Source organism: Natronomonas halophila, assembly GCF_013391085.1.
Taxonomy (GTDB): Archaea; Halobacteriota; Halobacteria; order Halobacteriales; family Haloarculaceae; genus Natronomonas; species Natronomonas halophila.
Genome location: NZ_CP058334.1, coordinates 2,058,747 through 2,072,965 on the forward strand (window position 1 = coordinate 2,058,747; position 14,219 = coordinate 2,072,965).

Here is a 14,219-nt window from a genome sequence, read left to right on the forward strand (position 1 = left end):
ACACGATACTTACTCTATCCTTCTTGGTTAAAAATACTATGTGGACAAAAAGAATACTACGCGTTGTAGCTGAGTTTGAAGAAGCGCCAGGACAGGGATTCGAACCCTGAATCCCGTAAGGGAACACGCTTTCCAGGCGTGCGCCTTACCGTTCGGCCATCCTGGCTCACCCCAATCTACCGTAGTCTGCTGTTTAAAGGCTTCGCGTTGGCTGCCAGTACGTTACTCGGTGTCGTTCTTCGGAGGCTGGCGACCCAGTGCCGGCCCGACCCACCCCTCAAGATAGTACGCCGAGAGGGTCGTGCCGACGAAGATGACGACCGTAATCGCCGCGATTGGCCCGACGCCGAGGAAGGCGCCGTCGGCCAGCAGATACGCCTGATGGAGGGCGAGAAAGGCGAAGGCGCCGATGGCGCCCCACAGGAGCGCGGACTTCTGCCGCGGCCTCATTTCGTCGCGACGGCTTCGATCTCGACGGCCATCCCCTTCGGCAGGCCACCGGCCTCGACGGCCGAGCGGGCCGGCGGTTCGTCATCGAAGAAGGAGGCGTAGGTGTCGTTCATCGCCTCGAAATCCTCGATGTCGTCGAGGAAGACGGTCGTCTTGAGGACGTTGTCGAGGCTGGTGCCCGCCTCTTCGAGGACGGCTTCGAGGTTCGACAGCGCCTGTTCGGCCTGCACGTCGACCGGTTCGTCCGCGAGGCTCTCGCCGTCGGGCGTCAGCGCAATCTGGCCGGCGGTAAAGACGAGGTCGCCGTTGGTCGTCGCCTGACTGTATGCGCCGACGGCGGCAGGGGCGTCGTCGGTGTGAATCGTCTCCTTGCTCATGGCAGATTGTGCGACACGCGAGGATATAAAAGCGGGCGCTCGCGGCCGAACTGCCGGCGCCCAAGCCTACTTTCGGGTGGCGGTCCTCTGAGGACGCGTGCGACGACGCCTGCTTGCCGCCGTGGCGACGTTGCTGGCGCTCGCCGGTCTCGCGTGGAGTCGCCTCGCGGCCCGCGACATGCCCTTCTCGCCGCTGTCGGCCGACGGCCACGTCGGCGGCGACTACGCCGAACGCCGTGGTATCGCCGGCGATTCGGTCTCCGGCGAAGTCGACGATATGGCCGTCTTCGACCGTCCCGGGTTCGACGCCGACACGCTCCATCCCGAAATCCGGCGCTTCTACGAGGAGACGACCGACTACGAGATGGTCTGTGCGGTCCGGTGGCACCGCGGCTTCCGTCTCGGTGCCGCCCTCGCGGCTCCGGTCACGAGCCACATCGAGCAGTTGAACCTCCCCGGCCCCGGCGGCGACCCCTTCGAATTAGAGAGCCGCATCGTTACGCTGCCCGCGGATACGGACCCACGGGAGGGCGCCCGTTTGTGGATTCGCACGCGACCGGACCGCCGGGGGCAACACACCGAAAACGCGGCCGTCTTCGTCGCCGCCTACGCACGTCACGAACGCGGCAACGAGACCTACACCAACATCGCCGTCCCCCTGCCGGGCGGCAACCTCTCGACGGTGCTACGGCCCGAAGTCCTCCCCACGGACGCGGGGACGGGCGTCGTCTTCACCACCGAAGCACCGGGCGACCCGGGCCTCTATCTCGTGACGCCGCTGGGTTCGTTCCGGTTGCCGATGGGCCAGCGCTTCCGGGTCTATCCCGCCGACGCGAGCGAGGCCCCCGCCCCACCAGACACGCCGTGGAACCCCGACATCGTCGCCACCCACGAGATGTGGCTCTGCGGGGCGGGGTTCCTGACGATAACGTATGCGATTCGATGCTCCGAAAAGGCGTGATTACTCCACGCTGACGGTTCGACTGTCGGTAATCGGCACCAGCGGGAGTTCCGAGAAGGCGACCTCCACCTCGTAGGTCAACTCCTCGGCGTCGCCGCCGAAGACGCCGACCGGAAGCGTCGTCTCGCCGAGATACCGCGTCTCCTCGGACATCTCGACGCCGTTGACGGTGACGCGAACCCCGGCCGGTTCGCCGTCGCCGGCGTTCCTGACCGTCAGTTCGGCCATCGTGTTCTCGCCTTTCGGAATCGAGTCGGGGACGCCGCTCCACTCGAAGGAGAGGGCGGGCAGCGACTCGGCCTGCTGGATGACCCGTTCGGCGAGGCCCTCCGAGAGGCCGGCCGATACGAGGCCGTCGACGCCTGCCTCGCGGACGTCCGCGGGCGTTTCCAGTCCTTCGCTGGCGAGTTTCTGGGCGCGGCCCTTGCCGACGCCCTCGATGGCGGTGAGGCCGACGGCGTCGGCGCTGATGCCGTGTTCGACACGGGCCTCGATGCGCCGGACGAGGTTGGCGTCACGGGGGGAGGCGAAGCGCTCGCAGAAGGCCCGCAACGCTGCCAACATCCGGAGGGCGTTCTGCCGGATAACCCATGCGTCGCTCTGGAGTTCGCCGGGGGTCGTCCCGTCCATGCCGGCGCGGAGGATGGCGAGCACCTTCCGGTTGCCAGCATCGAGGTCGTCGCCCTCGTTGCCCAACACGGCGCCGAAGGTTTCGCGTTCGTCGCGCCGGGCGGAGACGCTGTCGAACTCCCCGGCGTCGGCGACGGTGCGGAGGACGGCCGACTCGTCGAGTTCCGGTGTGTCGTCGTTCGCGGCGCGTTCGCAGAGTCGATAGAACCCCTCGGCGGTATCCAGCCGCAGATAGAACTGCGAGGTGAGTTTCCCGAGGCCGGTCGGTTCGATTTCGAGACCGGACTGGTCGACAAAGCCACCCTCGACGAGTCGTTCCAGCGTCGCCGAAACGCGGTCTCGGAGGGCGTCGGCGGCGTCGTACTTGTCGGGCGCGCTCTGGGCGCGCGTGTAGTAGAAGGTCGTCTCAAGCCAGTCCATCACGTCCTCGATGTCGTCGACGACGCCAAGCGCGATTTCGGCGTTGAGATGCGAGTCCAGTTCCTCGGCCAGTCGCGACTCGATGGGCTTGCCGTCCCGAAGCAGTTGTCGGTACTTGTCGGCATCCGAGCCGTCACAGACGACGTAGGCGTAGCCTGCGTCGTCGTAGCCCGGCCGGCCCGCACGCCCGAGCATCTGGAGGATATCGAGGGGGCTCATGTCCACCTCGCCCTCCAGGGGGTCGTGGAGCTTCGTATCCCGGATGACGACACACCGGGCGGGAAGGTTGACGCCCCACGCGAGCGTCGACGTCGAGAAGAGCAACTGTATCTTCCCTTCACGGAACCACTGCTCGACGCGGTTCTTGTCCTCCCGGGAGAGGCCGGCGTGATGGAAGCCGACGCCGTCGACGACCGACTGCCGGAGCGTGTCGTTGTTCAGTTCTTTGGCGTCGGTGTGGAAATCGTAGTCGCCCCGGGAGCCGATTTCGATATCGCGTTCGGCGATGACGTCCCGGGCCTTCTCGGCCGCGCGCACGGTGTCCTGCCGGGAGGCGACGAAGACGAGGGCTTGTCCGCCGTCCTCGATGTGGGGTTGGGCCAAATCGAGCGCCCGGTAGAGGCGCCGGTACTTGTCGGCGAAGGCGTTGTCGCCGTGGGCGTAGGTCTCGACGCCCGCCGAAAGCGGGACGGGGCGGTAGTCGTCGCCGAACTCGAAGGTCGCTTCGGGCGGGGCGTCCAGCCAGTTCGCGACGTCCTCGACGTTCTGCATCGTCGCCGACAGCGCGACCACGCGGGTGTCACAGAGCCGTCGCAGGCGGGAGATGGTCACCTCGAGGACAGCCCCGCGACGGTCCGAATCCAGCAGGTGGACCTCGTCGATGACACAGCAGTCCACGTCATTTATAAAGGAATACCGCGGCGAGTCGTGTTTCCGCGTCGCCGAATCGGCCTTCTCGGGTGTCATCACGAGGATGTCGGCGCGTTCGGCCTTCCGGGGGTTGAGGTCGCGCTCCCCGGTGACGACGTAGACCGAATAGCCTAACTCCTCGAAGCGGTCCCACTCGTCTTCCTTCTCGTTTGTCAGCGCGCGTAGCGGGGCGAGAAACAGCGCGGTGCCGTCGTTGCGGAGCGTCCGGCAGATGGCGAGTTCGGCGAGTGCCGTCTTGCCGCTGGCCGTTGGGGCGCTGACGACGACGTTGTCGTCGGTGTCGAGTATCGCCGGCAGCGCCTCCCGCTGCATCCGGTTGAACGACTCGAAGGGGAACGCTTCGGCGAACTCGGGGACGAACTCCTCGACGGCGCCGGCGGAAGTAGCCACTACCGGCACCGGGCGCTCGCGGAGTAAAAACGCATCTATTCCGGAAGCGTCGGGGGACTCGCTCGGTTCTGCTTGCGGGTTCCTCGGCCATCTATATTCTGGCGTTGTTTTATAAACCGAGCGTGGCGACTCCTCGACTGCAACCGCCTGCGAAGCCCTCAGCCGGGTGGCGGTCGCTAAGCGGGATACGCTCGCTTCGCTCGCGTAGTGCCCGCTTAGCGACTAAACTGAACGCCACCCGGCTTCGCCCTTCGATTCCGCCAGGGACCGCACAGCACCCGCAGCCACACGCCTCCCCAACCGACTCCCTCGCTCCGCTCGGTCGTCCCTCGCGCGCTGGCTGACCCGACCCCGCTCGCTGTCGCTCGCGGCGGTCGGCCAGCGCGCGCCATATTTAAATGGACAATCGGCCGGGAGCGCGGGCGGCCCCTCGGGCCGCCGCGCGATATGCGCGGCGCTACGCGCCGCGATGTAGGTCCGCGGGCCGTCGGCCCGCGCAACCCGGGGAAGGGCAGGTGCAGTGCTGTCCTGGAGGACTGAAAGGGCGAGGCTCCGGAGGCGTTTATATAGTCGCTAATCAGGCTCTATCCGAGCGAGCGAAGCGAGTGAGGATATCCTGATTAGCGACCGCCTCCGGGCCGAGGGCTTTCCGGCTGTTTGCGGTCAGGCAGTCGCAATGCTCTACTTAAAAAGAAAGACCAGAATGCAGCCTACCGAAGTGCGTCGAGTTCGAACTCGAAGCCGGACACCGGCACTTCGAGGTCGTGTTCGACCAGCACCTTCGGATGCACCTCGCCGATAACACCGACCGACTCCCCGTCGAGAACCACTTCGGCGGTCCGGCCCGAGATGAAACTCGGATGGTCGGTCGGCGGCGTTTCGAGGTCCTTGTCGAAGGCACGCGCGATGGCTTGCAGGCGCGCCTTGGCGTCCTCGTAGGAGGCGTCGGTTCGCGCGACGACGCCGGCAACCGTGCGGTGTTCGGCGACGTTGGTCGCTTCGTCGGTGTCGACGTGGGCCGCAAGCCCGATTTCCGCGAGGTCCTGCGGGTACGCGCGGTGGGTGTTGTTTTCGAGGACCATCAGCAGCGAGGGCAGCGCCCAGGTCCGGATGACGGTGTAATCCTCGCTGTAGGGTTCGGTGATGGTCGCCGGGTCTTCGGCCCCCAGCGCGTCGTCGTCGGCGTCGAGGCCCATCCGGTCGAACAACTCTTCCTCGTTCGTCATGTGGAAGTTCAGCAGGTCCTCGAAGCCAAGCCCCACGAGCGCATCGCGGGCGGCATCCTCTAGTCGGGAGCGGTCGTGGCGGCCGCCGACCGTCGAGACGTCCGGATACTTCGGTTCGAGGTCGTTGAAGCCGTAGGAGCGGCCGATGTCGTCGACGATGTCCAGCGGGTGGAGCACGTCGACGCGGTAGGGCGGAATCTCGACCTCGTAGAGGAGTTCGTCTGCGTCTTCGTCGGGGCCGCTCGATTCATCGTCCTCGATGCCGGCCACCGATTCGGCTTCGAGCTCCCGTGTCGGGACGGTCTCGATTTCGGTCGTCTCATCGACGCCGCCGGTGTTGGCGGTGTCGGGCGTACGGGCGTCGGAACCACCGATTTCGTCGTCGTTCGTTTCGGCGTCGAGGCCGGCACGTTCCAGCAGGTCGATGACGTCCGTGCCGGCGATGTCGATACCGAGGAGGCTCTCGATGCGGTCGTGGGAGACCGTCTTGGTGTCGGTGCTGAGGTCGGGTCGGACGACCGTCTCGTCGGCGTATTCGACCTCGACATCCTCTATTTTCCCGCCGCGCGCCTCCAGCGCGTAGCAGACGATGTTGAGCATCTTGTCGATAGTCCACTGGTCGGTGCCCGTCATCTCGATGAAGAGGTCGCGGGACCCGGCTTCGACCTCGGTCCGCTGGCCGTTGATGACTGGCGGGAACGAGAAGAGGCCGATGGCGTCGTAGATGGCCGGATAGCGGTCCAAATCCTCGACCAGCGGCGCGTAGTCGTCGCCGATGGGGTGTTCTGCGAGCACCTCGGCGGGCGTCCGCTCCGAATCGTCGTCCAGCGGGACGAACTTGTCCTCGTCTGGCTCGACGCCGCGGTAGACGATGCGCTTGTTCTCGTCGCCCTCGCCGAGCGGTTTCAGCATCGTCAGGTCGTGGACGCCGATGGCGCCCTTCGCGCGCTTGCGGCCCATCGTCGCGTGGAGTTTCTCCTGCAGTTGGATGAGCGACTCCAGTTCCTCCTCGTCGAGTTCGGCACCGCGGACGATGGCGCCCGTCACGTAGGGCCGTTCCTCGGGCACGGACTCTTCAACTTCGATGGTCCACTGGGCGTCGTTCGTGCTCGGGACGTAGACGCCCCGGTCGTCGCCGTAGTGGTAGCGGAGCGACCGGGCGATGCCTTCGACTGAGAGGCGGTCGAGGCGGTCGGGCGCGAATTCCAGTTCGAATTCGCCGTCTTCGGTTTCGCCCTCGAATTCGAGGCCGAGACCGAAGAGGTCGTCTTTGAGTTCCTCGTCGCTCTTGTCTTCCTTGCCGGTCAACTCGCGGAGTTCGTCGGGGTCGACGTCGACGACGGGCATTACTGCACCACCTCCACGTTCCGCAGCAGTTCAAGGTCACACAACGTCCCGTGGACGTCGCGGATGTCCTCGAAGCCGTACATCAGCATGAGCAGGCGCTCCAGGGCGAGGCCCCACGCCATCACGTCACACTCGACGCCCAGCGGCGTCACGACCTCCTCACGGAAGATGCCGGAGTTGCCGATTTCGATGAGTTCGCCCGTCTCCGGGTGTTTGCCGAACAGTTCGAAACTCGGCTCCGTGTAGGGGTTGTAGTGGGGCTTGAACTCGATGTCAGTGATACCGAACTGCTCGTAGAACTCGGTGAAGGTGCCCATCAGGTCACGCACCGAGAGGTCTTCGGCCATGACCCACCCCTCAATCTGGAAGAACTCCAGCAGGTGCGTCGGGTCGAGCGTGTCGTTGCGGTAGACCTTCTCGACGCTGAAGTACCGCTGGGGCGGTTCGAGGTCGCCCTGCGCGAACCCGGACAGGTACCGCATCGACAGCGAGGTGGTGTGGCCCCGCAGGTCGACCTGCTTTGCGACCTCGGGCGTCCACGGCGAGTGGTAGCCGTCGCCGTCCTCGCCGACGCCGTTGCGGTGGGCGTCCTCGACGCGTTCCAGCAGGTCCTCCGGGATGGACTCCATCGCCGGGACGTCCAGCGCGAACTGGTCCCAGTGGGTCCGGGCGGGGTGGTCCTGCGGCATGAACAGGCAGTCGTTGATCCAGAACTCCGCGTCGGCGTGGGGGCCTTCCATCTCCTGGAAGCCCATCCCGACCAGCACGTCCTTGACGCGGTTTGCGGTCTGTCGAAGGATGTGCTCCTTACCGCCGTGGACCGTCTCGGCGTCGGCCTCGACGTTGTACTCGGTGAACTCGACGTCCTCCCATTCGCCGGAGGTCAGCAGTTCGGGTGTGACCGCGCCGACGGTTTCGGCGACCTCGACGCCCTCCATCATCGCGGTGACGCCCTCGTCGGTCAGCGTCACCGAGCGGACGGTCGTCTCCTCGCGTTCGATGAGGCCGCGGGATTCCAGTCGGTCGAGAATACCGGCGTCGATGTAGCCGGCGTTGCCCCCGGAGATGGCTTCGAGCGCCTCGGCTTCGCGGTTCTTCTCGGCGGCCTCAGCGTCGGGTTCGGCGACGACCTCGCCGCTGTCTATCTTCCCGAGGCCCTTCCGGGCGAAGTTCGACAGCGCGATGTCGACTTCCGGGCCTTCGAGGCCCGACGCGCCGATGAGTTGGCCCATCGGGACGGCTTCCTCGTCCGCGCCGGCGTCCATGGCCGCCTCGTAGAGGCGGAGTTCCGGCAGGCCGTCTTCGAGATAGGTCTCGCCCTCATCGGTGAGGCTGACCTCCTCGGCGACGTGTTCCTCGACCGCCACCAGCCCGTCGTCTTCGAGTTCGAAGGCGGCGCGGGTGACGGCGGCGGGGTCCTCGCCGAGCTCCTCGGCGAGCTGTGCGACCGTTTTCGTCTCGGTCGCGCTGGCGGCTTCCAGCAGCGCGACCTGCGTTTCGGGGAGTCTCATTGATGCGGTATGCGTGGGTCTCTCTGTTAGCGGTTCCGACTCGAAGACGGGGTTTCACCGGGGGCCACGCGTGGCCGCCCGGCTCCCCCCGCGTCTACGCCGCGAAGAAAAAGCCGAACCCGAAGCTTACGGAGCGGTCGGAAACGGTGCCGACGGCAGCGGGTTCGGATGCCATACGCGGCGGCAAGAGGGCTGTCGGGAAAAACGTTGTCCTCGGCGCAATCGGCTGTTGGCCGCTACTATCGGGTATCGCGCAACTCGACGAACCAGCCTTCGTCGGCGGCGATCCAGCGGTCGGGACTTCCGTCGCTGACGGGGCCGCCCCGGTCGAAGATGATACACCGCTCGTTCCCGTCGGGCGTCTCCTCGATGCGGGCATCGACCAGCGGACTGGGCGCCTGTTCGTCGTCGATGTCGGGATAGGGTGCGGGCATCGTTCGCTTCAGCCTATCCCGAGACGACACTTCAACGGGGGAAAACGTTCAATCGAAACGGCGAATTTCGGGCGATACAAACAGTCTAAACGGTATAAACGGAGGCGCTATGTCCCGTGCTGCCAGCTTTCCATGTACTGAATCTGCTCGTCGGTCGGCTCGTCGATGTCGATGCCCTCGGCGGCGAGTTTGATTTCGGCGACCTCCTTGTCGAGGTCGTCGGGCACGTCGTGGACGCCGGGGCCGTAGTCGTCGCTGTTCTCCACCATCTCGCGCACGCAGACGGCCTGCACGCCGAAGCTCTGGTCCATCACTTCGGCGGGGTGGCCCATCGCGACAGGGGAGGCGAGGTTGACGAGGCGGCCGTCGGCCAGCACGTTGATGCGGCGGCCGTCGGGCAGGCGGAACTCCTCGATGCCGTCCCGTACTTCCTGCCGGGAGTCGGCCAGCGAATCGAGGTCTTCGAGGTTGATTTCGACGTTGAAGTGCCCGGAGTTCGCCAGCACGACGCCGTCCTTCATCTTCTCGAAGTGCTCTTCGGTGATGACGTCCCGGTTGCCCGTCGTCGTCACGAAGATGTCGCCCTTTGCGGCGGCTTCGTCCATCGAGCAGACCTCGTAGCCCTCCATGTGGGCCTCGAGCGCGCGACGGGGCTCGATTTCGGTGATGATGACGTTGGCGTTCTGTCCGACGGCCTTCTTGGCGACGCCGCGGCCGCAGTAGCCGTAGCCGGCGACGACGATGTTCTTGCTCGCAAAGGAGAGGTTCGTCGTCATGGCGATGTTCGACAGCGTGGCCTCGCCGGTGCCGTGGACGTTGTCGAAGAGCCGTTTCATCGGCGTGTCGTTGACGGCGAACATCGGGTACTTCAACTCGCCGTCCTCGTCCATCGAGCGCAGGCGGTGGACGCCCGTGGTCGTCTCCTCACAGCCGCCGACGATGGAGTCGATGAGTTCGGGGTAGTCCTCGTGGATGGCCATCACGAGGTCGCCGCCGTCGTCGACCGTAATCGTCGGGTCGTGGCCGATAGTCGCCTCGATGGCGCTGTAATACTCCTCGTCGTCGACGTCGTGTTTCGCGTAGGAGGTGATGTTGTCGTGTTCGTCGAGCGCGGCGCTGACGTCGTCGTGGGTCGACAGCGGGTTACAGCCGGTGATGGCGACTTCCGCGCCGCCCTCCGCGAGGACTTCGGTCAGGACTGCGGTCTTGGCTTCGACGTGCATCGCCATCGCAACCGTCTCGCCTGCGAGGGGTTGCTCGGCGGCGAACTCCTCGGCCAGCGAGGTCATGATGGGCATATGCTGGCGGGCCCATTCGATCTTCTTTCGGCCCGACGCCCGGGATTCTTCCGGGTCGTCGAGTTGTTCGGTAATCGTCGGGTGGCTCATACCCATCACGACGGGTGTGGCCGGGAAAACGCTACCGAACGATGCCTGCTGGTGCTATCGGACGAGACCTGCGAAAAAGAAAACCGCGCGAAAAGAGGGGGAGCGTGGGGAACGACTACGGTGCGTTAGTTGTTAGGGCCGTTGCCGTTACCGTTGCCGGGACCGCCGTCAGTATCGTCTTCTTCCTCGGTTTCTTCGGTTTCCTCGTCTTCGGCGTCAGGTCCGGCATCGGCGGGCGGGCCCTGCGTCTTGTTGTCGGCTGGGCCACGTTCGCCGTCAGGTCCGACGTCTTCGGGCGGACCTTGGGTCTTGTTTTCGGGCGGGCCCTGCGTCTTGTTGTCGGACGGACCGGCGTGTTCCGGCGGGCCGGCGCTTTCCGGCGCGTTACCCGGGTTGTGCTCGCGGACGAACTCCGAGACCTGCTGGCCGATGTTCGTCGTGTTGTTGCCCTTCACGAGCTGCTGGACGAAGGATGAAACCTGCTGCCCGAACGGCACGACGTTGTTCTCGGAGCCCGTCAGCGTAATCGTCGTCGTTGCTGACTCGTTGCCGTCCTCGGCGGTGATGGTCAGGCGGACGCCCTGTTCGGGGGCCGGGAGCGTTACTGTCCCGTCCGAGCCGGTCGTGTACGCGCCCGTACCACTGTAGGTGTAGTCCTCGTCTTCGGTTTCGTTGTCGGAGTCGGATTCCTCTTCAGTTTCTGCATCCTCCGTTTCGGTCTCGTTGTCCATCTGGAGGTTCGCGTCCTCCGTCGAGGTTTCCGTGTCCGTGTACGTCTCGTTGTCGCCGTCCGAGGTATTGTTCTCGTCGTCCGAGGTGGCGGTCTCGGTGGTATTCGTGTCCTCGGACGTCGTGTTCGTGTCGTCCTCGGTTTCGTTTTCGTCGGTGTCGTCTTCTTCCTCGTCGTCATCAGCGACGGCGTCGCCCTGCGTCACCGTCACGTCCGCGCCCTCGACGGGCCCGTCTTCGTCCGTGACGGTCACGACGACGTTCTCGCCGTCCTGTGTCACGTCGACGCTCAGATTCCCTGAGCTGTCCTGTGTCTGCGCCATTGCGACGCCGGGTCCGACGACCGAAAGGACCAGCAGCGCCGACAGCGCCATTGCCGCGAGTTTTGTATTCGAACTCATCTCACTCGGGTGGACGACCGAGATACGGATAAAGGGGGTCTCTCGTTCAGTCGGTTCAGCACCGTCTGCAACTGGTAAGTAAGTGGCTCAAAAATCGTTAGAACGTTTAGAAACGATGCTCGTCGTTTAATACGCTACTCGGATGCCCGGCCGATAGCCTCGTTCGCGTGCCGCGAGGCCTCCCGGCGGACGGGGTCGACCTCCAGCGTCCGGACCTCGCGGTCCTCCATGAGCACCTCGCCGCCGACGACGGTGTGACGGACGTCGCTGCCGCGGACGGCGTACGCGAGGTGGGAAACGAGGTCGTTTTCGGGCGTCAGATGCGGCGCGTCGAGGTCGATAACCGCGAAATCCGCCAGCGCGCCTTCCTCGATGCGTCCGGCATCGAAGCCCAGTATCTCGGCACCTCTTTCGGTTGCCGCGTTGACGACGTCGGGTGCGGCGACGGCACTGGCGTCCTCTGCTTCGAGTTTGCCGACCATCGCGGCGTCCCGGACCTCGTCGAAGACGTCGAGGTCGTTGTTCGAGGCGGGACCGTCAGTGCCGATACCGACGGTGACGCCGGCATCGAGCATCTTCTGGACGGGTGCGATGCCGCTGGCGAGTTTCATGTTCGAGGCCGGACAGTGGGCGACGCCCACCTCGCGGTCGGCCAGCAACTCGATTTCGGTCCCGTCGGTGTGGACGCCGTGGGCGATGAAATCGACCGACTCCAGCATGCCGAGGTCGTCGGCGAACTCCAGGGGCCGGACGCCGCGTTCCTGAACGATGGGCGCGACTTCGTCTTCGGTCTCGTTTGCGTGGTAGTGCAGGGGAATCCCCTCATCACGCGCGCGGTCGACGTACGTCTCCAGCAACTCGTGGTCGACCGTCGTCAGCGAGTGAGGCATCAGCGCCGTCCGGATGCGGCCGTCGGCGGTGCCGTCGAGTTCGCGGGCGACGGCCAGTCCCTCCTCGAAGTCGGCGCGAGCGTCGGCCTCGTCCTTGCCGACGGTGACGATGCCGTGGCCGACGCGGGCCCGGAGGCCGACCTCCTCGAAGGCCGCGACGACTTCGGGGACGTGGAAGTACATGTCGCCGACGCTGGTGACTCCGTTGCGAATCATCTCGACGGAGCCGAGCCGGGCGCCCGCCCGAACGTCCTCGGGGTCGAAGGCACCTTCGACGGGCCAGATGTCCTCCTGGAGCCACGCGTCAAGCGGCTTGTCGTCGGCGTAGCCCCGCAACAGCGTCATCGCGGCGTGACAGTGGGTGTTGACCAGTCCCGGCACGACGAGACTGCCGTCGGCGTCCAGCGTTTCGTCGGCTTCTCCCCCGAGTCCGTCGCCAACGTCGGCGATGCGGCCGGTGTCGCGGTCGGCGAGCACGTCCGCCTCGCGAATCGAGAGGTCGGGCAGCAGGACGCGGCCGCCGGTGATTCCCAGCGTACTCATGGGCGGCCGTAAGCCCAGGGATGGGTTGAAACTGCCGACACGCCGGCGCCTTTTCACGCTCGTTAAACCGAGTTCGGGGTTTTTGAGCAGTCGACGGGAAGTGCCGATATGAGCCCGCTCTTCCTCCTGCTGGCGCTTGCCCTCTCGGGGCTCGCCGGGGTCTTCTTCCTCGGTAGTTACCTCTGGTATCGACACGCCCCGCGGCTGTACGCCGAGTCGGTGTTCCCGGACGATGCGGCCGGGGTGCGACTGCTCCGGTACGGAATCGCCGCCGGCTTTGCCTCCTTCGGCGGCTTCCTGTTCGTGTTCGTCTTCCACCTGCTGGTGTTGGGCGCGGCCGGCACCGACTCCGGGTTGACCGCCCTGCTGGCGTCGCTGCCCCTCGAAGAGACGGCGGTCGGCCTCTTCCTGCTGGCGCTTGCGACCTTCTGTGTCGCGGGGGCCGGCTACGCGGCCGACGCCCTCCGCGGCGGGTCCGAGGGCGTCCGATAGGGCAAAGGCCTGCCCGCCACAAGCGGGGGTATGCGCATCGCCGTGCCCAACAAGGGGCGCCTTCACGAGCCAGCACTCGATTTGCTCGAACGCGCCGGCCTGCACGTTCAGGACGGCGCCGACCGGAAACTCTACGCCGACACCGTCGACCCCGACGTGTCACTGCTTTTCGCCCGCGCTGCGGACATCCCCGAATACGTCGCCGACGGCGCCGCCGCCCTCGGCGTGACCGGCCTCGACCAGGCCAAGGAATCCGACGTCGACCTCGTTGACCTGCTCGACCTGAAGTTCGGGAGTTGTCGCCTCGTCCTCGCCTCGCCCGAGGAGGGCGGCGTCGAGAGCCCACAGGAACTCACCGGCGGCACCGTCGCCACCGAGTTCCCGTCGATTACGGAGGCCTACTTCGAGGACCTTGGTTTCCAGCCCGATATCGTCGAGGTGTCGGGGGCGACCGAACTGACCCCGCACGTTGACATCGCCGACGCCATCGTCGATATCACCTCGACGGGGACGACCCTCCGGATGAACCGGCTCGAAGTCATCGACGAGGTGCTGGAGTCGTCGGTGCGTCTCTTCGCCCACCCCGACGTCGCCGACGACCCGAAGGTCGAGCAGGTCCGAACCGCCTTCCAGTCGGTGCTGGACGCCGAGGGCAAACGCTACCTGATGATGAACGTCCCGACCGACGCCCTCGATGACGTCCGGGAGGTCATCCCGGGGATGGGCGGGCCGACGGTCATGGACGTCGCTGGCGACGATGACGGCGAGGAAACCGTCGCGGTCCACGTCGTCGTCGACGAGCGGAAGGTCTTCGAGGTGGTGCCGGAACTGAAGCAGGCCGGCGCCAGCGACATTCTCGTTACCGAAATCGAACGACTGGTTCCCTGAGACCCGCCCCTACGCGTTTTTCGGTGGACGTTTCGAGCGTCGCACACCGGCGGCTATCGGTTCGAAGCCCGTCGAAAACGGATGGGGTGGGGGGATGGGGGGTGGGGGGAGATAGGTGGGGGATACCCGACACGCTGGCGGACCGTCGCCGCGGTGCGGCATGGGGGACGCATGTCAATGGGTGTGGACGGCCTCCACCAGCATCCAATCGT

12 protein-coding genes and 1 tRNA gene are annotated in these 14,219 nt (G+C 65.8%); 3 read left to right on the plus strand and 10 right to left on the minus strand.

Features of this window, described 5'->3' with window-relative positions; translation table 11 throughout:
* Positions 1-84: 84 nt before the first annotated feature.
* From HWV23_RS10975 to HWV23_RS10985, 3 genes are all read right to left on the minus strand, one after another.
* A tRNA-Ser gene (locus HWV23_RS10975) sits at positions 85-166 on the minus strand.
* Between the two features lie 56 nt (positions 167-222).
* Entirely contained in the window at positions 223-450 is a 228-nt protein-coding gene (locus HWV23_RS10980) for a DUF7981 family protein (protein ID WP_178290442.1), read from the minus strand.
* Positions 447-827, minus strand: coding sequence for a Rid family detoxifying hydrolase (locus HWV23_RS10985; protein ID WP_178290443.1), 381 nt, complete (start codon positions 825-827; stop codon positions 447-449). Before HWV23_RS10985 ends, HWV23_RS10980 begins: the two co-directional genes overlap by 4 nt.
* A gap of 97 nt (positions 828-924) precedes the next feature.
* Here HWV23_RS10985 and HWV23_RS10990 point away from each other — a divergent pair, with 97 nt between their 5' ends.
* Positions 925-1,788 carry a hypothetical protein gene (locus HWV23_RS10990; protein ID WP_178290444.1) on the plus strand — a complete coding sequence of 288 codons (864 nt, stop codon included), beginning with the start codon at positions 925-927 and terminating at the stop codon, positions 1,786-1,788.
* Here HWV23_RS10990 and HWV23_RS10995 read toward each other — a convergent pair whose 3' ends face one another.
* The 7 genes from HWV23_RS10995 to HWV23_RS11025 all read right to left on the minus strand — a co-directional run bounded on the left by HWV23_RS10995 (position 1,789) and on the right by HWV23_RS11025 (position 12,627).
* Entirely contained in the window at positions 1,789-4,158 is a 2,370-nt protein-coding gene (locus HWV23_RS10995; protein ID WP_246282680.1) for a DEAD/DEAH box helicase, read from the minus strand.
* Positions 4,159-4,868: 710 nt separating this feature from the next.
* Positions 4,869-6,731: a tRNA ligase subunit PheS family protein gene (locus HWV23_RS11000; RefSeq protein ID WP_178290445.1), complete on the minus strand. Its 1,863-nt coding sequence runs from the start codon at positions 6,729-6,731 to the stop codon at positions 4,869-4,871.
* Positions 6,731-8,242, minus strand: coding sequence for a phenylalanine--tRNA ligase subunit alpha (gene pheS / locus HWV23_RS11005; protein ID WP_178290446.1), 1,512 nt, complete (start codon positions 8,240-8,242; stop codon positions 6,731-6,733). The genes HWV23_RS11000 and pheS overlap by 1 nt, the downstream gene beginning before the upstream one ends.
* A gap of 239 nt (positions 8,243-8,481) precedes the next feature.
* On the minus strand, positions 8,482-8,676 hold the full coding sequence (locus HWV23_RS11010; RefSeq protein WP_178290447.1) for a hypothetical protein: 195 nt from the start codon (positions 8,674-8,676) through the stop codon (positions 8,482-8,484).
* A 107-nt stretch (positions 8,677-8,783) separates the two neighbouring features.
* Positions 8,784-10,064, minus strand: a complete 1,281-nt coding sequence (locus HWV23_RS11015) for an adenosylhomocysteinase (RefSeq protein ID WP_178290448.1) — start codon at positions 10,062-10,064, stop codon at positions 8,784-8,786.
* A gap of 125 nt (positions 10,065-10,189) precedes the next feature.
* Positions 10,190-11,194 carry a proline-rich domain-containing protein gene (locus tag HWV23_RS11020; RefSeq protein WP_178290449.1) on the minus strand — a complete coding sequence of 335 codons (1,005 nt, stop codon included), beginning with the start codon at positions 11,192-11,194 and terminating at the stop codon, positions 10,190-10,192.
* Positions 11,195-11,328: 134 nt separating this feature from the next.
* Entirely contained in the window at positions 11,329-12,627 is a 1,299-nt protein-coding gene (locus HWV23_RS11025) for an amidohydrolase (RefSeq protein ID WP_178290450.1), read from the minus strand.
* A 108-nt stretch (positions 12,628-12,735) separates the two neighbouring features.
* On the opposite strand from HWV23_RS11025, the gene HWV23_RS11030 reads away from it, so the two are divergent.
* Both HWV23_RS11030 and hisG read left to right on the plus strand, forming a co-directional pair.
* Complete coding sequence (locus tag HWV23_RS11030) at positions 12,736-13,119, plus strand: hypothetical protein (protein WP_178290451.1); 384 nt, start codon at positions 12,736-12,738, stop codon at positions 13,117-13,119.
* A 30-nt stretch (positions 13,120-13,149) separates the two neighbouring features.
* Complete coding sequence (gene hisG / locus HWV23_RS11035; RefSeq protein WP_178290452.1) at positions 13,150-14,007, plus strand: ATP phosphoribosyltransferase; 858 nt, start codon at positions 13,150-13,152, stop codon at positions 14,005-14,007.
* Positions 14,008-14,219: the final 212 nt, after the last annotated feature.

Coding starts and splice junctions, on each gene's coding strand:
- HWV23_RS10980 (WP_178290442.1), bottom strand. CDS start 450: ATGAGGCCGCGGCAGAAGTCCGCGCTCCTGTGGGGCGCCATCGGCGCC.
- HWV23_RS10985 (WP_178290443.1), bottom strand. CDS start 827: ATGAGCAAGGAGACGATTCACACCGACGACGCCCCTGCCGCCGTCGGC.
- HWV23_RS11000 (WP_178290445.1), bottom strand. CDS start 6,731: ATGCCCGTCGTCGACGTCGACCCCGACGAACTCCGCGAGTTGACCGGC.
- pheS (WP_178290446.1), bottom strand. CDS start 8,242: ATGAGACTCCCCGAAACGCAGGTCGCGCTGCTGGAAGCCGCCAGCGCG.
- HWV23_RS11010 (WP_178290447.1), bottom strand. CDS start 8,676: ATGCCCGCACCCTATCCCGACATCGACGACGAACAGGCGCCCAGTCCG.
- HWV23_RS11015 (WP_178290448.1), bottom strand. CDS start 10,064: ATGAGCCACCCGACGATTACCGAACAACTCGACGACCCGGAAGAATCC.
- HWV23_RS11020 (WP_178290449.1), bottom strand. CDS start 11,194: ATGAGTTCGAATACAAAACTCGCGGCAATGGCGCTGTCGGCGCTGCTG.
- HWV23_RS11025 (WP_178290450.1), bottom strand. CDS start 12,627: ATGAGTACGCTGGGAATCACCGGCGGCCGCGTCCTGCTGCCCGACCTC.
- HWV23_RS11030 (WP_178290451.1), top strand. CDS start 12,736: ATGAGCCCGCTCTTCCTCCTGCTGGCGCTTGCCCTCTCGGGGCTCGCC.
- hisG (WP_178290452.1), top strand. CDS start 13,150: ATGCGCATCGCCGTGCCCAACAAGGGGCGCCTTCACGAGCCAGCACTC.